This is a genomic window from Mycobacterium asiaticum DSM 44297, assembly GCF_000613245.1.
In the GTDB taxonomy this organism is placed as follows: domain Bacteria; phylum Actinomycetota; class Actinomycetes; order Mycobacteriales; family Mycobacteriaceae; genus Mycobacterium; species Mycobacterium asiaticum.
The window spans coordinates 524,233-548,613 of record NZ_HG964937.1 but is presented as its reverse complement, the minus strand read 5'-3'; the positions used below and the strand labels follow the sequence as shown (position 1 = coordinate 548,613).

Below are 24,381 nucleotides of genomic sequence, written 5' to 3'. Positions count from 1 at the left end.
CTGTCCGGGTCAGGGAATTGTGACGACTTGACCCGGGTAGATCAGGTCGGGGTTGGGGATGCCGCTGGCGTCCGCGATGAGCTGGTACTTGCTTCCGTCGCCGTAGAAGCGCTCGGCAATGGCCCATAGGGTGTCGCCCGACTCGACGGTGTAGGTGCGCGCGGCGGGCTCCGGCGCGGGTGCCGGCGGAGCTTCGGGCGCCGCCTCCCCGACGGGCTCGGCGACCGCCTGGTCGGTGGGCGCCGGTCCGTCCTGGGAAATGCCCTTGTCGTCGAGTTCCTCGGCGGGCTCGGCGACCGGCTCGGGTGGCGGCGGTGCGTCGGTCTCGGTCTTGGTGGACCAGGCCGGTCCGTCCGCGGCGTAGAGCACCAGATTGCGATCGTCCTGCAGGACGAGTCTGACCTGCTTCTTGCCCTTGGTGTCGGTGTGCCATACGGGTTTGTCGGCCGTGTAAAGGACGAAGTTGCCGTCGCGTTGCACCTCGGCGCGCACCACATCCTGACCGTTGGTCGAGGTGGCCCACAGCGGCTTACCGCGCGAAGCGAGCACCAGGTTCCCGTCATCCTGGAGGGTGAGCGTGTAGGCCCCGTTGTTGGAGACCAGCGACTCGCCACGTACCAGCTTCTGACCTTCTTGGAGCGTGTCTGCCATGACTTTCCCTCTCGTTGCGTCGATTTCGAATTCTGGTACTACCCCGGAACGCGAGGCTACTAATCCTGCACTTATCGGAACAGAGTTCGGCTCAGCGCAATTAGGTTGCCGCGCTAGTTATTTGCGGCCGCCGAGCAAACCGCCGAGCAGCTCGCCGAGCCCACCGCCCTTGCCGCTCAACACGTTGCCGAGGATGCCGCCGAGCCCTTTGTCGTTGCCGCCGCCCAGGATGCTGCCGAGGATGTCACCCAGCCCCCCGGAACCCTTCTGAGCGCCGGTTTCTTGCGCATTGCCGGAGCCGAGTTGTTTTCCGATGTATGCCAACACAATTGGCAGCACCACCGGTAGCAGCTGCTTGAGCAGGTCACTGTTGCCCGCGCCGCCGACTGCCAATGCCGAGGCAACTTCGTCGGTGTCTTTGCCGCCGAACAGGGTCGAGACGGCCCGGTGACCGTCGTTCTCGTCCACTTGGTCCAGCGTGGGTCCGCCGCCGGCGTCAAGCAGGCCCCGGGCGGCATGACCGCTGGCCGCGGATTCGATCCTGCTGGCATGCTCGGGGTCTTGGCTGCCGTGCTGCAACCCGCTGAGCAAGACGGGCACGAGCGTGTGTACCGCCTTGTCCACCTCGCCTTCATCGGCGCCCAGCCGGGTTGCGAGCTCCGCGGTAGGAATCTGTTGATAAAGATCGTCAAGATCGGCCATCGCTCTCCACCTTCGTCGCTAGTTCGCAGGGGGTCGCATCTTCGACAGTAGACTCACGCCCCCCAGATGGGCACCCTGCGGCACGGAGGGTTTTCAACCGGCCACGTCATGTCAATCTCTCGGTCTGCAACGAGACACCTGCCGCCGGGAAACGGTCCAGCAGCGCGTCGCCCATGGCCGCGGCGGGCGTCAGGACCCCGCGCAGGTCGGACAGCTTGTCGCGGTCTTTGGCCAACGCAAGTCCGCACTCGCCCAACAGCACCGACGTCGCCTTGTAGCCCGGGTCGCCGCGCTGTTCCATCCGAGCCACATAGCGCGCGCCCGAGGTGGTCGTGGTGTACGTCTCTACTTTGTAGAAGCCGCGCTCGCGGGTCGCTTCGCTGGGGCCGCTGCCCGGTTTGGGGACGACGCGTTCCACCAGTCCACTCGGCAGGCGGTGGAAGAAGCGACTGCCGACGGCGAACATCGCGTTGCCGAAGCCAGTCATGGCGGCCGACGCGACCGGTGCGAGCGGTGAGGAGCCCACGCTCATCGTTTCGGTATAGCGGAACTGACGCCCATAGGCCCAATCCAGTAAAGCGTTGCTGCGCCGGACGATTCGGGTGTTGTAGGGCGCCATCAGGAAAGCCGCCGTCCACAGTCCACTGAGTTCGGGCGCGAGCTGGCTACCGCGCCGCAGCGGCAGGTCCGGTTGGTTACCCACCTCGGGTTCCGCGCCGCGGTCGCTACTGAGGGTGTAGGGGTCGGCCATCTGCCGACGAGCCTCGGGGTCGCGGGATGCGGTACGCAACACTTCCAACACCGACGCGATGGTGCCGCCGGACGCCCCGCCCCGCAACGAGCGGACCACGAAGTTGGTGTCGGCCAGTTCGCCCGCATCGTCATCGCGCGCCGCCCGGTACAGCGCATACACCGTCATGTCGGAGGGAATCGAGTCGAAGCCGCAGGCGTGCACGATCCGGGCGCCGGTGTCGGCTGCCTGCTTGTGGAACTGGTCGATGCTTTCGCGGACGAACATCGCCTCACCTGTCAGGTCGGCGTAGTCGGTCCCAGCGGCGGCGCACGCGGCCACCAGCGGCAGCCCGTAATGGGTGTAAGGCCCGACGGTAGTGATGACGACCCGGGTGCGAGCGGCCATCTCCTCGAGGGTGGCCTGGGAAGAGGCGTCGGCGGTCACCAATTGCCACGACTGGGCCGACGGCCCGAGGGATCTGCGGACCGCCTCCAGCCGCTCGGTCGATCTGCCCGCAAGTGCGATCTTCGCGTCTTGACCGGCCCGGGAGAGGTAGTCGGCGGTCAGCTTCCCTACGAACCCGGTGGCTCCGTACACAATGATGTCGAATTCACGTGGCGTATCGGTCACCGGTTCGACGCTACTACGGGCGGAAACGACAAAGTGCCGGGCTGGTAGCCCGGCACTCGTCGCTATTCGCTTATCGGCTGATCAGCCGCGTCGGCCGCAGACCGGCCAGGCACCGATGCCCTGCGAACGCAGCACGTTCTCAGCCACGCGGATCTGCTCCTCACGGCTGGCACCGGCTGCGGATCCCGAGCCACCGTTGGCATGCCAGGTGCTGGGGGTGAACTGCAGGCCGCCGGAGTAACCGTTACCGGTGCTGATCCCCCAGTTGCCGCCGGACTCGCACTGCGCGATCGCGTCCCAGTTCACGCTGTACGCCTTGGGCGCGGGTGCGGGAACCTGGTCCACGGGCGGCGCGGCCGGAGCCGGCAGGTTCGGGTCGAAGCCGGCAGGCTCCGGGGCGGGCGGTGCGTCGGCGGGCGGAGCGTCGACAGGCGGCGCATCCGGGGCCGGCAGGTTCGGGTCGAACGCAGCCGGCTCGACTGGCGGAGCGTCGGCGGGCGGCGCGTCCGGGGCCGGCAGGTTCGGGTCGAAGCCCGGCGCCACGTTCGGGTCCACGCCCTCGACGTCGGCATGTGCAATGCCGGCGCCCGGCATGGTCACGAGGGTCCCGGTGATCGCGGCGAGGATGAGCGTCTTGCGGACGTTCTTCAAGCTTGTTCCTTTCGTTGCGCGCGCGCTGAAACCAGCCCACAGCTGTGGGTCGGATTGGATTGCTGCGTCGTCAGACGCGGAAATAGCTGCTTCAGGGCGTGCCGTCTCGTTTCGGCACGACAGCGGAGGGTCTAACTACCCGGCGCGGCCCTAGACCGTCGCCTGCGGGGCGGCACCGGTACTCGGTTGCCGTCCCCCGCTCCGCTCACACGCGGGTCCGTGGATTCAGTTTTCGGTTTGCTTATTCGGTTTTGGGGGGCCCGTTTTCGGGCTAACAGGACCGTACGATAACGATTTGGATTCGTCATCTCGGCGACACGTTGGTCTCGCCGCGGTCACGAGACGATCACGGCACGGATCCACACGGGTTCACGCAGGTCAATCCCGCATTCCGGGAGAGCGCCAACGTAGCAACGAAGTTCGGGATTCGTGAGCCGAATCACGCACATATTGTGAGCTGCGACACCGGATTTGGGGTTTGAAAATTCGGCAGGCTCGCCGGTGGCCGGGATAACTGTTGAGGTGACTCAGCCCACACGCCAGCATGGCCGGCTGAGTAGGTCACACATTCTCTTGGGTATAAGAGTCGATCACCAAGCACCACAAGAGAATTCCGCAAATAATTGACGCGCGACGAGGGTCAGCGCCCGGACCGCACCGGCGTTCTCAGATCGGCCTCGGTATTCACGTTGGTCAACGCAGCGGATTCAGGCATCACAATCTGCTGGGAGTCCGAGGCGTCGATCAAAGCGCTCATCCGGCGCGCCCCCTCGGCGACGAGCGCGTCGATCCGGTCGGCCAGGTCCGTGCGGTACACCGCGGCCAGATAATGACTCCGGCCGTCCCAAGGCATCACGATTTCGGCGTTGGTCTCGACCGCCAGGCGGACCAGCTCGTCGATCAAATCGGTTGTCAGCGAAGGCATGTCAACCGCCGAGACGAATGCGAGCTTTGCTCCCGCGGCCGCGGCCTCGCGCAAACCCCGTCCGGTCGCCGGCAGCGGTCCGAGCCCGCGCATTTCGTCCCGCAGGATGGAAACCGGCAGGGCCGGCAACGGTTGCCCCGGCGCCGCCATCACGTACACCGGCGAACAACGTTGCGCCACAACGCTTACCACGTGCTCCACCAGTGTGGTTCTGCCCCCCGGAACCGGTAGGGTCGCTTTGTCGCGGCCCATGCGCCGCGATTCCCCGCCGGCAAGTACGACGCCGGCCAGTGAAACTTCCTCGGGCACCTGTTTTGTCACCTCAGTCCACGGTCCAGGTGTCGCGCCCGCGCAGCAGTGATTGCAACGCGGCTTGGCCGGATGCGGTCGAAGTTCTGGCCGTGGCGATCTGTGACCGGGCCGCATCGTCATAGGTAGGTCGGCTGACGTCGCGGAAGATACCCATAACCGTGTGGTCCAGGTTCTGGTCGGACAACCGTGACAGCGCGAAGGCGTAGGCCGAGTCGTCGGAATGCGCGTCGTGGACCACGATTTCATCGACCGCGACGTCGGCCGTCTTGGCCACGTCCAGGCTGAAGCCCGACTTCACCACGCAGAACTCACCGTTGGCGCCGAACACGATCGGCTCGCCGTGGCGGACTTTGATCACCCGCTCCTCGGCACCCTCCTTGCGGAGCACGTCGAAGGAGCCGTCATTGAAGATCGGGCAGTCCTGCATGATTTCGACCAGGGCGGCGCCGCGATGTTGGGCCGCGGCACGCAGTACCTCGGACAGGCCGGCGCGATCCGAGTCCAGCGCCCGGCCGACGAACGTCGCTTCCGCGCCCAGCGCTAGGGACACCGGGTTGAAGGGGTGGTCCAGCGAACCCATGGGGGTGGACTTGGTGATCTTGCCGACCTCGGATGTCGGCGAGTACTGGCCCTTGGTCAGCCCGTAGATCCGGTTGTTGAACAACAGCACCGTGATGTTGACGTTGCGGCGGAGGGCGTGGATGAGGTGGTTGCCGCCGATGGACAGCGCGTCCCCGTCCCCAGTGACCACCCAGACCGACAGGTCCTCCCGCGCCAGCGCCAGACCGGTGGCGATGGCCGGCGCGCGGCCGTGGATCGAGTGGAACCCGTAGGTCTCCAGGTAGTAGGGAAACCGGCTCGAGCAGCCGATGCCACTGATGAACACGATGTTCTCGCGACGCAGCCCGAGCTCGGGCAAGAAGTTGCGGATCGTGTTGAGGATGACGTAGTCACCGCAACCGGGGCACCAACGGACCTCCTGGTCGCTGGTGAAGTCCTTGCCCTTCTGCGGCTGGTCTTCTTCGGAGAGCGTGGGCACCCCGTCGTTCTTGGTCGGCTTGGGGGTGACACCCAGGTCGGCGCCGATCAGGTTGGTCATTGTGCGGCTCCCGCTCCAACCGTGGCCGCCGACAACTTCGCGACCATCGTCTTGTCTTGTTCGATCTCTGCCAGCGTCCCGCCCAGCGCGGCCCGGATGACGCGGCCCACCTCGTCGGCCAGGAAAGACAGACCGTGCACCTTGCTCACCGACTGCACGTTCACCAGATACTTCGCGCGCAGCAGCATCGCCAGCTGACCGAGGTTCATCTCTGGGCACACCACCTGCGGGTAGCGACGCAGCACGTCGCCCAGGTTGGCCGGGAACGGGTTGAGGTAGCGCAGGTGGGCGTGTGCCACCTTGATGCCTTTGCGCCGTGCCCGCCGGCAAGCCTCGCCGATGGGGCCGTAGGAACTGCCCCACCCGATCAGCAGTAAGTCCGCGTCGCCGGTCGGGTCGTCCACCTCAAGATCGGGGACGCTGATGCCGTCGATCTTGGCCTGGCGGATCCGGACCATCAGGTCGTGGTTGACCGGCTCATAGGAGATGTCGCCGGAGCCGTTGGCCGCTTCCAGGCCGCCGATGCGGTGTTCCAGGCCGGGGGTACCGGGCACGGCGAACTGGCGGGCGAGCGTCTCGGGGTTGCGCGCGTAGGGCTGGAAGGGTTCGCCCGGCTTGGCGAAGACATGCTTGATCGGCTTGAGCGAGCTGACATCCGGGATACGCCACGGTTCGGACCCGTTGGCGATGGCGCCGTCGGACAGCACGATCACCGGAGTGTGGTACGACACGGCGATACGGACGGCCTCGATGGCGGTCTCGAAGCAGTCCGACGGCGACCGCGGGGCCACCACTGCCACCGGCGACTCGCCGTTGCGGCCGAACAGGGCCTGCAGCAGGTCGGCCTGCTCGGTCTTGGTGGGCAGCCCGGTGGACGGTCCGCCCCGCTGGACATCGATCACGATCAGCGGTAGTTCGGTCATCACGCTGAGCCCGAGCGCCTCGGACTTAAGCGAAATACCCGGTCCCGAGGTGCTGGTGACACCCAGCGCACCGCCGTAGGAGGCACCGATCGCGGCGCAGATACCCCCGATCTCGTCCTCGGCCTGGAAGGTGATGACGTTGAAATTCTTGTGCTTGGACAACTCGTGCAGGATGTCCGACGCCGGCGTGATCGGGTAGCTGCCGAGCACCACCTGCTTGTCGGCCAGCTGGCCCGCCGCGACGATGCCGTAGGCCAAGGCGGTGTTGCCGGAGATCTGCCGGTATTCGCCGGCCGGCAGCGCGGCCTTCGACACCTCGTAGGTGGTGCCGAACGCTTCGGTGGTTTCGCCGTAGTTCCAGCCCGCCTTCAGCGCCAGCACGTTGGCCTCGGCGACGTCGGGCTTACGGACGAACTTCTCCCGGATGAAGTTCTCACTGGTCTGGATCGGACGGGAGTACATCCAAGACAGCAGGCCCAGCGCGAACATGTTCTTGGCGCGCTGGCCGTCCTTCTTGGTGGCGCCGATCGCTTCGACCGCACCGAGGGTCAGCGTCGTCATCGGAACCGCGTGCACGACGTATTCCTCGAGCTCGTCGGTTTCCAGTGGGTTGGTGACGTAACCGACCTTGGTCAGATTGCGCTTGGTGAATTCGTCGGAATTGGCGATCACCATTCCGCCGCGCGGCAGATCACCGATATTGGCTTTCAGTGCGGCGGGGTTCATCGCGACCAGCACATCGGGCCGGTCTCCGGCGGTCAGAATGTCGTAGTCGGCTATCTGGATCTGGAATGACGAAACGCCTGGCAAAGTCCCTGCAGGAGCGCGGATTTCGGCGGGGTAATTGGGTTGGGTGGCTAGGTCGTTTCCGAAAAGCGCCGCCTCAGAGGTGAATCGGTCGCCGGTCAGCTGCATGCCATCGCCGGAGTCTCCCGCGAATCGGATAACGACGTTCTCCAGGCGCTGCCGACCGGACCCATTATGAGACTCTGCGCCGGCGCCATTGCCGTTCAGATCCACGTCTCCGCCTTCCATCTGGTGTCCGGACAGGCACTCCACTGGTTCCCAAGGTTACGCGCGCCGGAGTGCCTTCTCCGCTCTCACGTTTCATGTCACTGGCGGTACCAATTATGACACTTTTCTTAGGTTGTATAGCCGCTCTCGAAGCGGTGTTACCCGTGAGTACGCAGGCAAAAGCCGAAGTCAGCGCGGGGTCGTCGACGACGAAACGGCAAACTGTGGTGTTCGTCACTCTGGCGTGGCAAAGGCCCGCCAGCCGTAGCGATAAGTGCGGTCAGGCGCTCTTGTCGCGCCGCTCGGAGCGAGACGGCTTGCGCGGCACGATGGTCGGAAGCACGTTGTCCTGCACGGTCTCCTTGGTCACGACCACCTTGGCAACGTCGTCGCGGCTGGGGATGTCGTACATCACCGGCAGCAGGACCTCTTCCATGATCGCGCGCAAGCCCCGGGCGCCGGTGCCGCGGTGGATCGCCTGGTCGGCGATGGCCTCAAGCGCTTCGTCGGTGAACTCGAGCTCCACGCCGTCCATCTCGAACAGGCGGGTGTACTGCTTCACCAGAGCGTTCTTGGGCTCCGAGAGGATCTTGACCAACGATTCCTTGTCCAGGTTGGTGACCGAGGCGACCACTGGCAGGCGGCCGATGAACTCTGGGATCAGGCCGAACTTGATCAGGTCCTCGGGCATTACTTCGGCGAAGTGATCGGTGGTGTCGATCTCGGCCTTCGAGCGCACCTCGGCACCGAAGCCCAGACCACGCTTGCCGACCCGCTCATAGATGATCTTCTCCAGACCGGCGAACGCACCCGCGACGATGAACAGCACGTTGGTGGTGTCGATCTGAATGAATTCCTGATGCGGGTGCTTGCGGCCGCCCTGGGGCGGGACCGACGCCTGGGTGCCTTCCAGGATCTTCAGCAGGGCCTGCTGAACCCCCTCGCCGGAAACGTCCCGGGTGATGGACGGGTTCTCGCTCTTGCGAGCGATCTTGTCCACCTCGTCGATGTAGATGATGCCGGTCTCGGCGCGCTTGACGTCGTAGTCAGCCGCCTGGATGAGCTTGAGCAGAATGTTCTCGACGTCTTCGCCGACGTAGCCGGCCTCGGTCAGCGCGGTGGCATCGGCAATGGCGAACGGCACGTTGAGCATCTTGGCCAAGGTCTGCGCCAAGTACGTCTTGCCGCAGCCGGTCGGGCCGAGCATCAAGATGTTGGACTTGGTGAGCTCGACCGGCTCGTAGCGGGAGTCCCGGCCCTTTTCGCCGGCCTGAATTCGCTTGTAGTGGTTGTAGACCGCGACCGCGAGCGTGCGCTTGGCCGTGTCCTGCCCGATGACGTAGCCCTCGAGGAAATCACGAATCTCGATCGGCTTGGGCAGCTCGTCAAGCTTGACGTCGTCGGCGTCGGCCAGTTCCTCTTCGATGATCTCGTTGCAGAGGTCGATGCACTCGTCACAGATGTACACACCCGGGCCAGCAATGAGCTTTTTGACTTGCTTCTGGCTCTTGCCGCAGAACGAGCACTTCAGCAGGTCACCGCCGTCTCCGATGCGTGCCATGATGCCTCAGGGCCTACTTCCTGTGTCGCCGTAACGTCTTGCTTGCCGGTTGTATCTCACGACGCTACCCGTTAGTTCCGGCCTGCCGCGACCGTTAATGCCGAATAGCTTGCTTGGTATTCACTGGTTATTCGCGCTTATGGTGTGCATGAAACATATAGCCCGAGGGCCCCCGCTACTCGTCGAGACGCGCAATACGTGTCCCTGGCGTGTCGCGGTCGTTACGCCACCGACGCTGTGGTCAGCCGCTTGGCGAGCCCTCCGGCCACAACCCTACCGCGACGCTGACCCGCGAGCAGACGCAAAAGCACCCGATTTCCCTGAAATCCGGGTGCTTTTGCGTCTGCTCGCGGGCAAAGGTGACACCCAGCTCGCCGGGGCTTAGGCGTTCTGCGCCGAAAGCTTCCGGTATTCCAGCACCGTGTCGATGATCCCGTAGTCCTTGGCCTCTTCGGCGGTCAGGATCTTGTCGCGGTCGGTGTCTTTACGGATCACCGACGCGTCCTTACCGGTGTGGCGGGCCAGCGTCGTCTCCATCAGGGTGCGCATGCGCTCGATCTCGGCGGCCTGGATTTCCAGGTCGGAGAACTGACCCTGGATGACGCCGGACAGCGACGGCTGGTGGATCAGGACCCGCGCGTTCGGCAGCGCCATGCGCTTACCGGGGGTACCGGCGGCCAGCAGCACCGCGGCGGCCGAGGCGGCCTGGCCCAAGCACACCGTCTGAATGTCGGCGCGCACGTACTGCATGGTGTCGTAAATGGCCATCAGCGAGGTGAAGCCACCACCCGGCGAGTTGATGTACATGGTGATGTCGCGGTCGGGATCCAACGACTCGAGGACGAGCAGCTGCGCCATGATGTCGTTCGCCGACGCGTCGTCGACCTGCACGCCGAGGAAGATGATGCGTTCCTCGAACAGCTTGTTGTACGGGTTGGATTCCTTGACGCCGAAGCTCGAGTGCTCGATGAACGACGGCAGGATGTACCGCGCCTGGGGTTGGATCCGGGGGTCCTGAGGGTTCACTGGGCTTCTCCATTACTGATGTGGGCGGCGCGGGTGATGATGTGGTCGACGAAGCCGTATTCGAGCGCTTCCTGCGCGGTGAACCAGCGGTCGCGGTCGGAATCCGCCTCGATGCGCTCGATCGGCTGGCCGGTGAACTCGGCGTTCAGCCGGAACATTTCCTTCTTGATGACGGCGAACTGCTCGGCCTGAATCGCGATGTCGGCCGCGCTACCGGTCACCCCGCCCAACGGCTGGTGCATCAGAATGCGGGCGTGCGGCAGCGCGTAACGCTTGCCCTTGGTACCGGCGGCCAGCAGGAACTCCCCCATCGAGGCGGCCATCCCCATCGCGTAGGTGGCAACGTCGCACGGCGCCAGCACCATGGTGTCGTAGATCGCCATTCCGGCGCTGATCGAGCCGCCGGGCGAATTGATGTACAGCGAGATGTCCTTGTCGGCGTCCTCGGCCGCAAGCAGCAGAATCTGCGCGCACAACCGGTTGGCGACTTCGTCGTTCACCTCCGACCCCAGGAAGATGATGCGCTCGGACAGCAAGCGCTCATAGACGGAGTCCGTGAGGTTGAGACCCAACGAGTTCGAACGCATGTCAGTCACGACTGAATTACCTGCTTTCTCGTATTGCGTGTTGCACCTGACACTAACGAACCGAGCCCACCCTTTGACCACCTGAGCAGGGCTCGTTCGCTCACAGCGTCACGAGGTGGGTTCGTCGGCCTGTTCGGCGTCGTCTTCTGCGGTGACTTCTTCGCTGGCTTCTTCGGCGGCTTGGGCCTCGACGGTCGCGTCGTCGGCCTCCGACGCATGATCGTGATCGTGATCGTGGCCGGCATGGCGCTTACCGAAGAACTCACTGGTGTCGATCGTGTTGCCGTCGTTGTCGGTGACGGTCGCCTTCTCGATCACGGCCGCGACCGCCAACCCGCGCCGCACGTCGGCGAACATGGCGGCCAACTGGTTGTTCTCCTGCAGATAGGCGAACAGCTGCTGCGGCTCGATGCCGTACTGCCGGGATGTCATCACCAGGCGCTCGGTCAGGTCTTCCTGGCCGACCTGAACGTCGAGCTCGTCGGCGATCGCGTCCAGCAGCAGCTGCCGCTTGACGTTGTTTTCGGCAGCGGTGCGCGCTTCGGACTCGAACTCCTCGCGGGACGAGCCCTGCTGTTCGAGCACCTCGGCGAACTTGGCCGGGTCCTGGTTCAGTCCGCTCATCGCGGCTTGCAAGGTCTCGTCCATCTGCGACCTGACGATCGCGTCCGGTACCGGCACCTCGACCTGCTCGAGCAGCGCGTCCAGGGCGGCGTTGCGGATCTGGTCGGCTTGCTGGGCGCGCTTGGTGTTGCGAACCTGCTCGGCCAGGCTCTCGCGTAGCTCCTCGATGGTGTCGAACTCGCTGGCGAGCTGAGCGAACTCATCGTCCGGCTCGGGCAGTTCGCGCTCCTTGATCGACTTGACCGTGACGGTCACCTCGGCGTCCTGGCCCGCATGTTCGCCGGTCGCCAGCTTGGCGGTGAACACCCGCGACTCGTCGACGGACAGCCCCACCAGCGCGTCGTCCAGGCCGGCGATGAGCCGGCCGGAGCCGACCTCGTGCGACAGCCCCTCGGCGGTGGCATTCGGCACTTCCTCGCCGTCCACCGTCGCGGACAGGTCAATCGAGACGAAGTCGCCGGTCTGCACCGGCCGGTCGACACCGGTCAGCGTGCCGAACCGGGCCCGCAACGAGTCCAGCTCCGCCTCGACCTCCTCGTCGGAGACCTGCACCGGCTCGACTGAGACGGTCAGCGCGTCCAGATTGGGAATCTCCAGCTTGGGGCGAACGTCGACCTCGGCGAAGAACTGCAACTCTTCGCCGTACTCCTTTTTGGTCACCTGGATGTTGGGCCGGCCGATCGGTTGCACGTCGGACTCCGTCAACGCCTGGCCGTAACGGCTCGGCACGGCGTCCTCGATGACCTGGTCCAGCAGCGCCTCGCGGCCGAAGCGCGCCTCGAGCAGGCGCGCCGGCGCCTTGCCGGGCCGGAAACCGGGCAGCCGTACCTGCTTGGCCAGCTCCTTGTAGGCGCGCTGGAAATCGGGTTCGAGCTCGGTGAACGGCACCTCCACATTGATGCGAACCCGGGTCGGGCTCAAAGTCGTAACGGTGCTCTTCACGGCGTGCTCCTCGGTTTGTCGTTCCTGCGTGCGGCTGTGCGCTTGTCGGGCTGGTCGGGGTGACAGGATTTGAACCTGCGGCCTTCCGCTCCCAAAGCGGATGCGCTACCAAGCTGCGCTACACCCCGCGCTGACCTCGCGATCCTACGGCCAGCCGGGACCCGGCCCGGAGGCGACCTCGGACCTCACGCTGCGGTCACGCGACTGCGTCGATTAGATTTGATCTACGCCACCACGTACAGTCTCGCTCGACTAACACTTGCGGGCGTAGCTCAATGGTAGAGCCCTAGTCTTCCAAACTAGCTACGCGGGTTCGATTCCCGTCGCCCGCTCTGAGCTAAGATTTTGCACGATAGAAAGGCGCGATGAGCGACCTGGGAAGCGTCAGTATTCAAGGCTCATGCGCCTCGAACTTCGTCGGAGTTCGCGACGCGTTCGAGCGCAATTTCACGCTGCGCGGCGAGGTCGGCGCCGCCGTCGCCGTATGGGTCGACGGTCATCTAGTGGTCAATTTATGGGGTGGCTGGGCCGACGGCGCGGGCAGCCGGCCGTGGCAGGAGGACACGCTGACGACGGTGCTGTCCGGCACCAAGGGTCTGACATCCACCTGCATCCATCAGCTCGCGGATCGCGGTGAGCTGGACCTGCATGCTCCGGTGACCCGCTACTGGCCCGAGTTCGGCCAGGCCGGCAAGGACGACATCACGCTGGCCATGGTGATGAGCCACCGATCCGGCGTCATCGGACCGCGCACCCGGGTGACCACCGAGCAGCTGTGCGACTGGGATTACGTCTGCCGGCAGCTGGAGATCGCCGAGCCGTGGTGGAAGCCCGGCACCGCGCAGGGCTATCACATGACCACCTTCGGATTCATCCTCGGCGAGGTGTTCCGTCGCGTGACCGGGCGGACCATCGGGCAGTACCTGCGCACCGAGATCGCCCAACCGATCGGCGCCGAGATCCACATCGGCCTGACGCCGGCCGAGCAGGCCCGGTGCGCCGAGCGGGTGAACAAGCCGACCGGCCGGCAACTGCTGGCCGAACTGCAGGCCCCCAGCGATCCGACCAGCTTGGCCGACCACCCGAAGGCCGGCATGTCGATCTCGATGGGCTTCCTCGCCGACGACGACCTGGACACCGAAAACCTGCAGCTATGGCGCCAGCTGGAATTCCCTGGCACCAACGCACAGGTGTCTGCGCTCGGCATGGCTACCTTCTACAACGCGCTGGCCCAGGAGAAGCTGCTGAGCCGTGAGCATATGGATTTGGTTCGGATCTGCCAGGGCGGGTTCGAGCCGGATCTGGTGTTGGGGCCGCGGGTCGCCGACCACGGGTGGGGCCTGGGCTACATGCTCAACCAGCGCTGCATCAACGGCCCCAACCCATTGGTCTTCGGCCACGGTGGTCTCGGCGGCTCATTCGCGTTTGTCGACCTCGAACACCGAATCGGCTACGGATATGTGTCAAACCGCTTCGACGCCAGCAAGGCGAACGCCGACCCGCGCAGTGTCGCCCTGAGTAACGAGGTCTACCGCGCGCTCGGCGTCCTCCCCGCCGGCGACTGAATCGCTACCGGCGCCAGCCGTTGTTCCAGTCGCGACTGTGGTCATTGCCATCTCTGTCGCGGTGATGATCGTCGTGGCAGTTACCGCCGTCCCAGTTCTGGCCCCAACCGGGGTCCCAGAATTGTCCGGGGCACCAGTGATACTCGGGCGCAGGTGCGGGTTGGGCCGCGGCGGTGGCCGCCGCTCCCACACCGGCGAGCCCCAGCGCAGCGGCCATGGCGAAAAGGGTTGCAGCTAAACGGGAAATGTTGTTCACAAGGACATCTTGTACCCGCACACCTAACCGCGAAACTGTAGACGCCAGCGTTTCTTCTGCCAGTTTACTGGTAACTGCCTTGACGCCAGCCGTGATCGAAATCTTCAGTGAATACTGATCTTTCGGGCCATCCGTCAAATTTGGCAGGTCGGACACCAGAACACGTTGCGGCCTTCCAGCACCGCTGTGCGGACCACCTCCCCGCACACCCGACACGGTTCACCGGCCCGCCGGTACACGTACGTGCGGGGTCGGCCCGGTGCGTACGAAGGTGCGCCATGGTCGTGCTCGGGGCGGACGACGATGATCTTGCCGCGCCGCAACCCGACCTTCATCAACGCCACGAGATCTGCCCATGCCGCGGCGAATTCCTCCTCGGAGACCTTCTGCGCGGGCCGGTACGGGTCAATGCCGTGGCGGAACAACAGCTCATTGCGGTAGACGTTGCCCACCCCGGCGATTACCGTCTGATCCATCAACATGGAACCAATGGGTCTGCGCGACTTACTGATTCGCGCCCACGGCCACACCGGGTCGGCATCGGCGCGCAACGGGTCTGGTCCCAGCCGGGCCACGACGTCGTCGACCTGGGCCGCGTCCAGGACCTCGCACACCGTGGGTCCACGCAGATCCGTGCCGTATTCGGTGCCGACCATCCGCATCCGGACCTGACCGACCGGCTCAGGCACTGTTTGCCCGTCTTCCCGTTCCCACTCGGAGAAGGCGCCGTAGAGCCCGAGGTGCACATGCACGATCGGACCGCCCTCGTAATGGTGGAACAGGTGCTTGCCCCACGCACTGGCGCGCCGCAGCACCCGACCGTTCACCACGGCCGCGTCGGCGAAGCGTCCCTGCGGGCTGGACACCGCCACCGGGTGACCGGCGAAGCGGCGCTGATGCAGCCGGGCCAGCCGGTGCAGCGTATGGCCTTCGGGCACTGGCTGTCAGTCTCCTCAGGAAGGAACGCCGGGCACCGGCGGCGCTTCATGGGTCCGTTCATATAGGGCGAGAATGTCGATGCGGCGTTGGTGCCGTTCGGCTTTCGACCACGGCGTGGACACGAACGCATCGACGATGGCCAGTGCCTCATCCACGGTGTGCATCCGCCCGCCGATGCCGATCAACTGCGCGTTGTTGTGCTGGCGCGCCAATGATGCCGTTTCCACGCTCCATGCCAGCGCACACCGGGCGCCGGGCACCTTGTTGGCGGCGATCTGCTCACCATTGCCAGACCCGCCCAGCACGATGCCCAGGCTGTCCGGGTCGGCGACCGTGCGGGTCGCCGCGGCGATGCAGAAGGCCGGGTAGTCGTCCTCGGCGTCGTAGCTGAAGGCGCCGCAGTCGATCGGCTCGTGGCCGGTCTTCTTCAGGTGCTCGATGATGTGTTGCTTGAGCTCATAGCCGGCGTGGTCGGCACCCAGGTAGACGCGCATGCCGGTCATTGTGCATCAGCCGGCGGGCGGCTCCGCCACGGCCACCCTGCCCGCTCCGCTCAGTCGAACTGCGGCGGCTCGGTGCGCGTCCGCTTGAGCTCGAAGAAGTGTGGATAGGACGCGAAGGTCACCGAGGCGTCCCAGAGCTTGCCGGCCTCTTCGCCGCGCGGGATCTTCGAGATCACCGGACCGAAGAACGCGACCCCGTTGACGTGGATCGTGGGTGTGCCGACGTCGGGCCCCACCGCGTCCATGCCCGCGTGGTGGCTCTTGCGCAGGGCCTCGTCATAGTCGGTGCTGGTTGCGGCCTCGGCCAGTTCGGCCGGCAGGCCGGCGTCGGCCAGCGACAGCTTGATGACCTCTTCGAGATCCTTGTTGCCCTCGTTGTGGATCCGGGTGCCCATGGCGGTGTAGAGCGGCTCCAGCACCTTTTTGCCGTGGGCCTGCTCGGCGGCAATGGCCACCCGCACCGGCCCCCAGGCCTTGGTCATCATTTCCTTGTACTGCTCGGGCAGCCCTTCGCGGTTCTCGTTGAGCACCGCCAGGCTCATGACGTGCCAGTTCACCTCGATGTCGCGGACCTTCTCCACCTCGAGAATCCAGCGCGAGGTGATCCAGCACCACGGACACAGCGGATCGAACCAAAAACCAGCTTCAGACTTCTCGGCCATTACTGCGTCCTCTCGTCGACACATCGGACAGTCCGATCAGACACAACCGTAGCCACGCCCGGACTGTTCCCGCGGGGATGCTGCGCGCTGAAGCGGCGACGGTCAGCCGATATGTTGGAGCGCGTGGCCCTTCCCAATCTCACCCGGGACCAGGCGGTCGAACGCGCCGCGCTGGTCACCGTGCACAGCTACCAAATCAACCTTGACGTCACCGATGGCGCGGGCAATCCCGGCGAACGCACTTTCCGCTCCACCACCACCGTGGTGTTCGATGCCCTCGCCGGTGCCGAGACCGTGCTTGATCTGGCCGCCGACACAATCCACAGCGCCAGCCTCAACGGGCAGGACCTCGACGTGTCCGACTACGACGAGTCGACCGGGATCGCACTGCGCGGCCTGGCCGACCGCAACGTCGTCGTGGTGGACGCCGACTGCCGCTACTCCAACACCGGTGAAGGCCTGCACCGCTTCGTCGACCCGGTCGACGACGAGACCTACCTGTACTCGCAGTTCGAAACCGCCGACGCCAAGCGGATGTTCGCCTGCTTCGACCAGCCGGACCTGAAGGCCACGTTTGATGTTCAGGTGACCGCGCCCAAGCACTGGCAGGTGGTCTCCAACGGCGCCCCGCTGTCCGTCGAGGAGGGCGACGCGGCCAGCATCCACACCTTCGCCACCACCCCGCGGATGAGCACCTACCTGGTGGCTTTGGTGGCTGGGCCGTATGCGGTGTGGAATGACACCTACAGTGACGAGCACGGCGAGATCCCGCTCGGCATCTACTGCCGGGCATCGCTGGCGCCGCACATGGACGCTGAGCGGCTGTTCACCGAGACCAAGCAGGGATTCGGCTTCTATCACCGCAATTTCGGTATGCCTTACGCGTTCGGCAAGTACGACCAGCTGTTCGTGCCCGAATTCAACGCCGGCGCAATGGAAAACGCCGGCGCGGTGACGTTCTTGGAAGACTACGTGTTCCGCAGCAAGGTCACCCGGGCGTCCTACGAGCGCCGGGCCGAGACGGTGCTGCACGAAATGGCGCACATGTGGTTCGGCGACCTGGTCACCATGACCTGGTGGGACGACCTCTGGCTCAACGAGTCGTTCGCCACTTTCGCCTCGGTGCTGTGCCAGGCCGAATCGACCGAGTACACCGAAGCCTGGACAACATTCGCGACGGTGGAGAAGTCGTGGGCCTACCGTCAGGACCAGCTGCCGTCCACGCACCCCATCGCCGCGGACATCCCCGACCTGCACGCGGTCGAGGTGAACTTCGACGGCATCACCTACGCCAAGGGCGCCTCGGTGCTCAAGCAACTCGTCGCCTACGTCGGCCTGGACCATTTCCTGGCCGGGTTGCGGGATTACTTCAAGACCCACGCATTCGGCAACGCGACCTTCACCGATCTCGTCACCGCATTGGAGAAGGCGTCGGGGCGCGACCTGTCCGACTGGGGAAAGCAGTGGTTGCGCACCACGGGTTTGAACACGTTGCGGCCGGACTTCAATGTCGACGGCGACGGCAAGTTCACCCGGTTTGCGGTGACGCAGAGCGGTGCCGCGCCCGGCAAGGGTGAGACGCGGGTGCATCGGGTGGCCGTCGGCATCTACGACGACGAGGGCTCCGGCAAGCTGGTGCGGGTGCACCGCGAAGAACTGGATGTCGAGGGCGAAACCACCGAAGTGCCTGCCCTGGTGGGGGTTTCGCGCGGCAAGCTGGTCTTGGTCAACGACGACGACTTCACCTATTGCTCGCTGCGGCTCGACCCGGAGTCGCTGCAGACCGCGCTGGATCGCATTGCCGACATCGCCGAGCCGCTGCCGCGCTCACTGGTCTGGTCGGCCGCCTGGGAGATGACCCGCGAGGCCGAACTGCGCGCCCGGGACTTCGTGGCGCTGGTGCTCAACGGCATTCAGGCCGAGAGCGAGGTTACGGTGGCGCAGCGGCTGCTGTTGCAGGCCCAGACGGCGGTCGGTTCCTATGCCGAGCCGGCTTGGGCGCACGAGCACGGGTGGCCGCAGCTCGCCGACCGGCTGCTGGAGTTGGCCCGCGGCGCCGAACCCGGATCGGATCATCAGCTGGTCTTCGTCAACGCGCTGTGCACGTCCGTGCTGTCAAAGCGGCACGTGGACGTGCTGTCGGCATTACTGGACGGGGACCCGGCCGAGCAGGGCCTGGCGGGCCTGGATGTGGACACCGACCTGCGTTGGCGCCTGGTCGTCGCCCTGGCCACCGCCGGCGAAATCGACGCCGATGGTCCCGATACGCCCCGCATCGACGCCGAGATGGAGAGCGACCGGACGGCCGCGGGTAAACGGCACGGCGCTCAAGCGTCGGCGGCGCGACCGCAGCTGCAGGTGAAGCAGGATGCGTTCACCCGCGTGGTCGAGGACGACACCCTTGCCAACGCCTTGAGCCGGGCGATCATCGCGGGAATCGCCGCCCCGGGACAGGGCGAGTTGCTCAAGCCGTTTACCGACCGCTATTTCGAGGTGATCCCGGCGGTGTGGGCGCGCCGGTCCAGCGAAGTCGCACAGTCGGTGGTGATCGGGTTGTATCCGCACTGGGATATCAGCGAGGAGGCGATTGCCGCCGCGGACAAGTTCCTGGACGCACCGGAATCCGAGGTGCCGCCGTCGCTGCGCCGGCTGGTGCTCGAAGGTCAGGCGGGGGTCAAGCGGTCCTTGCGGGCACGCAAGTTCGACGCGGCGGCTCAGCAGTAGCCGCCGTCGCGCAATCCGGCCGCCAGTTCCAGCCGGTTGGTGCGGCGAAAGACAAACTCGCGCAACAGTTCCCAGCTGTAGGCGCGCAGCATGCCGGCGTAGCCCAGTTCCGCCCACTGCGCGCTGTGCCGCTCCTCGTGGTGCAAGAGCCGGTCCAGTGCCAGCCGGGGCGATTCCGCGCGGACGATACCGCGCAGCGCCTCGCCGGGATCGGCCCCGCGGGCGGTCTTGACCATGAAGATGTCGCCCCAAGTCGTTCCGCCCCGCTGGCTGTAGAGCCGCTGCAGCCAGTTGCCGCCGGTGCCCATCAGAATCCCGTGTGGCGTCGTCATCAGGCGCCCGCCGTTGCGGTGGACGAACCGGACGTCCCGTTCGTAGCTCCAGCTGTTGGCCCGCTGCCGATCCCTGATCCGCCTGACCTCGGCGGTCGAGTACGCCGTCTCCGGGAAATCGTTGGTTACCCCCGGTCGGGTGACCGCCTTGCCATAGTCGGTGCCGGCATTGACCACGTAGGTCAGCAGCACCGCCCGACGCGCCTCGTCTCCCCTGGTGTCGCGGGGAATGAGAAAGAAGGATTTGCCGTGGGGATCCGTGATCTCCTCGTACCGGTCGAGAAGATCTAGCGCCGCCGCGTCAATGCCGTGATGTTCAGCAATCTCGACGACGACGTCGGGCGCGATCGCGCGGCGCGCGGCGTTGTCCCGCCACCGCTGTGCATAACTGGTCACGCGTCGCGCTAATGAACCGGCTCAGGCCGGCGATATGCCCCCGCTGAGCACTCGGATCGCACTGACCAGACCGTCGATCAGGTTGCCCTGCTCGAACGCCGACGAAGCGGCGGCGACACCAAGCGGGGCCGCCGACTCCGCACCCCGGCCACGCACCTCGGAGCCGTACACCACCTCGATAGCGCTCTGGTCCGGCGACACCGCGAGCAGCACCGCGTTGTTGGGGGTCGGGACCTTGGCCAAGATCTCGCGGGCCCGGGCGGCGGTGTCGCTGCCTAAGTCACCCAGGTAGACGGCGAACCGCGCCTTGGACGCACGCGACGCATACTTCAGCGCATCGTCCACGGCGACAAGCTCTTTGATGGAGAACGGGTAATGCACCGAAAGCTCACCGGGCTCGGTGACCCCGGAGATGCGTCCGCTCGTCGTCAGGACCCAACCCTTGGGCAGGTCGCTGGGCTCTACCGTCGCGACTTCACCACGTGCCACTTGCGCCACCTCCAACCGTGAACTCCGACCCGCCGTGGCCACCGTGGGAACCGCCGACGGCCTCATCGGTGGCGGCCCACAGAATCGGCCCGTGTGTCCACTTCTCCGACAGGTTATAGCTCTTGGGATGCGGGCCCTTGCGCGTCAATGTCAGCAAGCCCAGGACCACCACCAGCAACAACGGGACACCTACTAGCAGCAGGTGAGTCTGCATAGCGTTCACGACGCAAACCGTATCCCACCGGGGGTGATACCGGGACAACTAGACCCCGGAATCGGTGAATCAGGCCGCGCCCTCACCGAGGTAACGGGCCCACGACGGGTCCAGCTCCTTGACCGTCGACAGCAGTCGCCAGTGCTGGCCGGTCGGTGGCAACGGCGCGCGCCGCAACGCCCAGCCGAGTTCGCTGAGCAGTTTGTCGCCCTTGCGGTGGTTGCACGTCGAGCAGCACGCGACGCAGTTCTCCCACGAGTGGTCACCACCCCGGCTGCGCGGCACCACGTGGTCGACGGTGTCGGCCTTGGCGCCGCAGTAGGCACAGCAGAACCGGTCGCGGTGCATCAGCGCCGCCCGCGTCATCGGCACCCGGGCGCGGTAGGGCACCCGAACGTAGGACCGCAGCTGGATCACCGACGGCACCGCGATCGAGCGGGTCGCGGAATGGATGATCAGCCCGGCCGGGTCGTCGTGCACCACGTCGGCCTTGCCACAGATCACCATCACGATGGCGCGCCGCATCGGCAACGCGGTGAGCGGCTCGTAGGTGGAGTTCAGCAACAGCACCCGCCGCCGGTTCCAGATCGACGCGCTGTCGGTGCGCGAAGGCGGATGGGTGTCGACACTATGGAGAGATGGCGCGGCCGCAGGCCCGGTCCCATATGCCGCGGCACCGGAACTGCGGTGGCTGCGGCGTTTGTTGCGCTGCGCCATAAATCCTCCGCCGACAGTTCACCACGATTTTCTGCAGATCGCACGCCTATTGCCGGGTCGGCGCCGTGTCGATCGGGTGAATACCCGGAGCGTTGCAGCCACGGTCGCGAGTGACCCACATGCCTCACAATGGAGAGCGATGGATCAAACAACAGAAACCTTTTACGACGCCATCGGCGGCGCCAAGACCTTCGACGCGATCGTCTCGCGCTTCTACGAGCAGGTTGCCGAGGACGAAATCCTGCGTCCGCTGTACCCCGAAGAGGACCTCAGCGGCGCCGAAGAGCGGTTGCGGATGTTCCTCGAGCAATACTGGGGCGGTCCGCGAACCTACTCTGAGCAGCGCGGACACCCCCGGCTGCGAATGCGGCACGTGCCGTTCCGGATCACTGCGCTCGAACGCGACGCCTGGCTGCGATGCATGTACACCGCCGTTGGTTCCATTGACTCGCAAACCCTCGATGACGAGCACCGGCGGCAACTGCTCCAGTATTTGGAGATGGCCGCGCACTCCCTCGTCAACTCGGCGTTCTGATGGCTGATCAGCCAGCACAGCCGTGGTGGCAGTCCGCGGTTTTCTACCAGGTGTATCCGCGCTCGTTCGCCGACAGCAACGGTGACGGCGTCGGCGACCTCGACGGGCTCGCCGACCGGCTGGATCATCTGGTGTGGCTCGGCGCGGACGCGATCTGGGTCAACCCCGTCACCGTCTCGCCGATGGCCGACCACGGCTACGACGTCGCCGACCCCAGGGACATCGACCCGTTGTTCGGTGGGATGGCCGCCTTCGAGCGGCTGATCGCCGCGGCCCACGCCCGGGACATCAAGGTCACCATGGACGTGGTGCCCAACCACACCAGCTCCCAACACCCGTGGTTCCAGGCCGCGCTGGCCGCCGGCCCGGGTACCGACTCGCGCGATCGGTATTTCTTCCGCGACGGGCGCGGCCCGGATGGTCTGCTGCCGCCGAACAACTGGGAGTCGGTGTTCGGCGGCCCGGCCTGGACGCGGGTGATCGAGCCGGACGGCAATCCCGGGCAGTGGTACCTGCACTTGTTCGACACCGAGCAGCCGGACCTCAACTGGGACAACCCGGAGATTTTCGACGACTTCGAGAAGACGCTGCGGTTCTGGCTGGAACGCGGTGTGGACGGGTTCCGCATCGACGTGGCGCACGGGATGGCCAAGCCGGCGGGCCTGCCGGACGCGCCGGATGCCGCCGTCGAGATCCTGCGACACAGCGACGAAGACCCCCGCTTCAACCGACCGCACGTGCACGCCATCCACCGCGACATCCGCACCGTCATGAACGATTACCCCGACGCGGTCACCGTCGGCGAGGTGTGGGTCCACGACAATGCGCAGTGGGCGGAATACGTCCGGCCCGACGAACTGCATCTCGGCTTCAACTTCCGGCTCACCCGCACCGACTTCGACGCGACCGAGATTCATGCCGCGGTGCAGAATTCACTGGAGGCCGCGGCGCTCGAGAACGCCACCCCGACCTGGACGCTGTCCAACCACGATGTGGGCCGCGAGGTGACCCGATACGGTGGCGGCGACGTCGGCCTGGCCCGGGCGAAAGCGATGGTCATGCTGATGCTCGCGTTGCCCGGCGCGGTGTTCATCTACAACGGTTCGGAACTGGGTCTGCCGGACGTGGATCTGCCCGACGAGGTGTTGCAGGACCCGACGTGGGAACGCTCCGGGCACACCGAGCGCGGCCGAGACAAGTGCCGGGTTCCGATGCCATGGTCGGGCGACGCTCCCCCGTTCGGTTTCTCCACGAACCCCGACACCTGGCTGCCGATGCCGGCCACCTGGGCAGCGTTGACCGTCGAAAAGCAGCGTGCCGACACCGGGTCGGCGCTGGCGTTTTTTCGCGAGGTCATTCGATTGCGCAGGGCGCGAGCCGAATTCGACGGAACCGAGATCGACTGGCTGTCCTCGCCGACCGGGGTGCTGATCTTCCGGCGCCGCGGCGGTGGCCTGGTCTGCGTGCTGAACGCCGGTGAACAGCCGGTCGCGCTGCCGCCGGGTGAGCTGTTGTTGAGCAGCGCGCCGTTGGTGGACGGCCGGTTGCCGGCGGACAGCGCGGCATGGCTCGGGTAGCCACTCGCTCGCTTTCGGCCGCCCGCTGCTCTATAGGTGATGCATGACTTCCTACGCGTGGGCAGTGATCGGAGCGGGACCCGCGGGAATCGCCGCGGTCGGGCGCCTGCTGGACCAGGGCATCCCCCAGGAAAGGCTCGCCTGGATCGACCCGGCCTTTGGTGCGGGCGATCTCGGCGCCAAGTGGCGGTCGGTATCCAGCAACACCATTGCCGGCACGTTCCTGGAATATCTCAACGGCGCCAAGGCATTTCGATTCTCCGAGGCGCCACCGCTGCCGCTGCGCGAGGTCGACCCGGCCGAGACGTGCGCGCTGGCGCTGGTGGCCGACCCGTTGTTGTGGATCACCGATCATCTGCGTGAGCGGGTGCAGACCTTCCAGACCACGGCGAACGCGCTTTACCTGGAGAACAGGTGCTGGCGCATCGAGACCGAGCGTGAGACCGTCATTGCCGCCAATGTGATTCTGGCCGTCGGTGCGGTGCCCAGGAAACTGAACTATCCGCAGTTGGACGAGATACCGGTCGAGGTGGCACTCGACCCGGAAAAGCTCGCCGCCGAGCCGCTCGAAGGAGCGACCGTCGCCGTCTTCGGCTCCTCGCACTCGTCGATGATCGCGCTGCCTCACCTGTTGCGCCATCCGGTCAAGAAGGTGATCAACTTCTACCGCAGTCCACTCAAATATGCGGTGTACCTAGATGATTGGATCCTGTTCGATGACACCGGCCTCAAAGGTCGGGCGGCCGAGTGGGCCCGGGAGAATATCGACGGGGTGTACCCGGACCGGCTGGAACGGTATTGGGTGTCCAGTCCCGAGTTCGAAGAGAAACTGCGCGAGTGCGATCGCGTCGTTTACACCGTCGGCTTCGATCGCCGGGAACTGCCGGCAACACCGCAGTGGGGGCCGTTGGAGTACAACCAGCAGAACGGGATAATCGCGCCCGGGTTGTTCGGATTGGGCATCGCTTTCCATGAATACGCCGAAGACCCATACGGCTACGGGCAGTACCGGGTTGGCTTGAAGAAATTCATGGACTACCTCAACTGCGTGCTGCCGTTGTGGACGGTCTACGGCACCTGAGGCGCCGCGAA

At 65.6% G+C, this 24,381-nt stretch carries 23 protein-coding genes, 2 tRNA genes and 1 pseudogene; 6 read left to right on the top strand and 20 right to left on the bottom strand.

Annotated elements, in window-relative coordinates; translation table 11 throughout:
• Nucleotides 1–9: 9 nt before the first annotated feature.
• The 12 genes from BN972_RS13070 to BN972_RS13015 all read right to left on the bottom strand — a co-directional run bounded on the left by BN972_RS13070 (nt 10) and on the right by BN972_RS13015 (nt 12,508).
• The gene (locus BN972_RS13070) at nt 10–651 is read right to left on the bottom strand and encodes a LysM peptidoglycan-binding domain-containing protein (protein WP_036358456.1); all 642 of its coding nucleotides are present in this window, start codon (nt 649–651) and stop codon (nt 10–12) included.
• Nucleotides 652–768: 117 nt separating this feature from the next.
• Nucleotides 769–1,353, bottom strand: a complete 585-nt coding sequence (locus tag BN972_RS13065) for a DUF937 domain-containing protein (protein ID WP_036358452.1) — start codon at nt 1,351–1,353, stop codon at nt 769–771.
• A gap of 106 nt (nt 1,354–1,459) precedes the next feature.
• The gene (locus BN972_RS13060) at nt 1,460–2,716 is read right to left on the bottom strand and encodes a saccharopine dehydrogenase family protein (RefSeq protein WP_036358449.1); all 1,257 of its coding nucleotides are present in this window, start codon (nt 2,714–2,716) and stop codon (nt 1,460–1,462) included.
• Nucleotides 2,717–2,797: 81 nt separating this feature from the next.
• On the bottom strand, nt 2,798–3,367 hold the full coding sequence (locus BN972_RS13055) for a transglycosylase family protein (protein WP_036358447.1): 570 nt from the start codon (nt 3,365–3,367) through the stop codon (nt 2,798–2,800).
• 640 nt (nt 3,368–4,007) lie between these two features.
• On the bottom strand, nt 4,008–4,613 hold the full coding sequence (mobA, locus tag BN972_RS13050; protein ID WP_036358444.1) for a molybdenum cofactor guanylyltransferase: 606 nt from the start codon (nt 4,611–4,613) through the stop codon (nt 4,008–4,010).
• Nucleotide 4,614: 1 nt separating this feature from the next.
• A complete protein-coding gene (locus tag BN972_RS13045) occupies nt 4,615–5,703 on the bottom strand; it encodes a 2-oxoacid:ferredoxin oxidoreductase subunit beta (RefSeq protein ID WP_036358441.1) in 1,089 nt (362 codons plus the stop codon).
• Nucleotides 5,700–7,646, bottom strand: a complete 1,947-nt coding sequence (locus tag BN972_RS13040; RefSeq protein ID WP_099051126.1) for a 2-oxoacid:acceptor oxidoreductase subunit alpha — start codon at nt 7,644–7,646, stop codon at nt 5,700–5,702. Before BN972_RS13040 ends, BN972_RS13045 begins: the two co-directional genes overlap by 4 nt.
• Before the next feature lie 274 nt (nt 7,647–7,920).
• Nucleotides 7,921–9,201 carry an ATP-dependent Clp protease ATP-binding subunit ClpX gene (gene clpX, locus BN972_RS13035; protein ID WP_036358438.1) on the bottom strand — a complete coding sequence of 427 codons (1,281 nt, stop codon included), beginning with the start codon at nt 9,199–9,201 and terminating at the stop codon, nt 7,921–7,923.
• Nucleotides 9,202–9,582: 381 nt separating this feature from the next.
• Nucleotides 9,583–10,227: an ATP-dependent CLP protease proteolytic subunit ClpP2 gene (clpP2, locus tag BN972_RS13030; RefSeq protein WP_036358434.1), complete on the bottom strand. Its 645-nt coding sequence runs from the start codon at nt 10,225–10,227 to the stop codon at nt 9,583–9,585.
• Complete coding sequence (clpP1, locus tag BN972_RS13025; RefSeq protein WP_036358432.1) at nt 10,224–10,814, bottom strand: ATP-dependent CLP protease proteolytic subunit ClpP1; 591 nt, start codon at nt 10,812–10,814, stop codon at nt 10,224–10,226. The genes clpP2 and clpP1 overlap by 4 nt, the downstream gene beginning before the upstream one ends.
• 108 nt (nt 10,815–10,922) lie before the next feature.
• Nucleotides 10,923–12,380 carry a trigger factor gene (gene tig, locus BN972_RS13020; protein WP_036358429.1) on the bottom strand — a complete coding sequence of 486 codons (1,458 nt, stop codon included), beginning with the start codon at nt 12,378–12,380 and terminating at the stop codon, nt 10,923–10,925.
• 51 nt (nt 12,381–12,431) lie between these two features.
• Nucleotides 12,432–12,508, bottom strand: a tRNA-Pro gene (locus BN972_RS13015).
• A gap of 133 nt (nt 12,509–12,641) precedes the next feature.
• On the opposite strand from BN972_RS13015, the gene BN972_RS13010 reads away from it, so the two are divergent.
• Nucleotides 12,642–12,712: transfer RNA gene (locus BN972_RS13010), tRNA-Gly, on the top strand.
• A gap of 33 nt (nt 12,713–12,745) precedes the next feature.
• Complete coding sequence (locus BN972_RS13005; protein ID WP_036358426.1) at nt 12,746–13,945, top strand: serine hydrolase domain-containing protein; 1,200 nt, start codon at nt 12,746–12,748, stop codon at nt 13,943–13,945.
• A gap of 25 nt (nt 13,946–13,970) precedes the next feature.
• On the opposite strand, the pseudogene BN972_RS13000 reads toward BN972_RS13005, so the two are convergent.
• The 4 genes and pseudogenes from BN972_RS13000 to BN972_RS12985 form a co-directional block, all read right to left on the bottom strand.
• Nucleotides 13,971–14,162 (bottom strand): annotated as a pseudogene (locus BN972_RS13000) (hypothetical protein); the annotation flags it as partial.
• 173 nt (nt 14,163–14,335) lie between these two features.
• Nucleotides 14,336–15,139 carry an Fpg/Nei family DNA glycosylase gene (locus BN972_RS12995; protein ID WP_036358421.1) on the bottom strand — a complete coding sequence of 268 codons (804 nt, stop codon included), beginning with the start codon at nt 15,137–15,139 and terminating at the stop codon, nt 14,336–14,338.
• A gap of 15 nt (nt 15,140–15,154) precedes the next feature.
• On the bottom strand, nt 15,155–15,634 hold the full coding sequence (locus tag BN972_RS12990) for a ribose-5-phosphate isomerase (RefSeq protein WP_036360760.1): 480 nt from the start codon (nt 15,632–15,634) through the stop codon (nt 15,155–15,157).
• A gap of 59 nt (nt 15,635–15,693) precedes the next feature.
• Complete coding sequence (locus BN972_RS12985; protein ID WP_036358418.1) at nt 15,694–16,305, bottom strand: Rv2466c family mycothiol-dependent reductase; 612 nt, start codon at nt 16,303–16,305, stop codon at nt 15,694–15,696.
• A 123-nt stretch (nt 16,306–16,428) separates the two neighbouring features.
• Between BN972_RS12985 and pepN the strand changes: the two genes are divergently transcribed.
• On the top strand, nt 16,429–19,029 hold the full coding sequence (gene pepN, locus BN972_RS12980; protein WP_036360757.1) for an aminopeptidase N: 2,601 nt from the start codon (nt 16,429–16,431) through the stop codon (nt 19,027–19,029).
• Here pepN and BN972_RS12975 read toward each other — a convergent pair.
• The 4 genes from BN972_RS12975 to BN972_RS12960 form a co-directional block, all read right to left on the bottom strand.
• Nucleotides 19,020–19,757: a hypothetical protein gene (locus BN972_RS12975; RefSeq protein ID WP_080696832.1), complete on the bottom strand. Its 738-nt coding sequence runs from the start codon at nt 19,755–19,757 to the stop codon at nt 19,020–19,022. The genes pepN and BN972_RS12975 overlap by 10 nt on opposite strands.
• Nucleotides 19,758–19,778: 21 nt before the next feature.
• Entirely contained in the window at nt 19,779–20,246 is a 468-nt protein-coding gene (locus tag BN972_RS12970) for a DUF5130 domain-containing protein (protein WP_036358415.1), read from the bottom strand.
• Nucleotides 20,233–20,460: an aa3-type cytochrome oxidase subunit CtaJ gene (gene ctaJ / locus BN972_RS12965; RefSeq protein WP_036358412.1), complete on the bottom strand. Its 228-nt coding sequence runs from the start codon at nt 20,458–20,460 to the stop codon at nt 20,233–20,235. The genes BN972_RS12970 and ctaJ overlap by 14 nt, the downstream gene beginning before the upstream one ends.
• A gap of 69 nt (nt 20,461–20,529) precedes the next feature.
• The gene (locus BN972_RS12960; protein ID WP_036358408.1) at nt 20,530–21,177 is read right to left on the bottom strand and encodes an HNH endonuclease; all 648 of its coding nucleotides are present in this window, start codon (nt 21,175–21,177) and stop codon (nt 20,530–20,532) included.
• Nucleotides 21,178–21,316: 139 nt separating this feature from the next.
• Here BN972_RS12960 and BN972_RS12955 point away from each other — a divergent pair, with 139 nt between their 5' ends.
• The 3 genes from BN972_RS12955 (at nt 21,317) to BN972_RS12945 (ending at nt 24,370) form a co-directional block, all read left to right on the top strand.
• Entirely contained in the window at nt 21,317–21,712 is a 396-nt protein-coding gene (locus BN972_RS12955; protein WP_036358405.1) for a globin, read from the top strand.
• Entirely contained in the window at nt 21,712–23,289 is a 1,578-nt protein-coding gene (locus tag BN972_RS12950; protein WP_080696831.1) for a glycoside hydrolase family 13 protein, read from the top strand. Before BN972_RS12955 ends, BN972_RS12950 begins: the two co-directional genes overlap by 1 nt.
• A gap of 64 nt (nt 23,290–23,353) precedes the next feature.
• A complete protein-coding gene (locus tag BN972_RS12945) occupies nt 23,354–24,370 on the top strand; it encodes an FAD/NAD(P)-binding protein (RefSeq protein WP_051545632.1) in 1,017 nt (338 codons plus the stop codon).
• Nucleotides 24,371–24,381 lie beyond the last annotated feature (11 nt).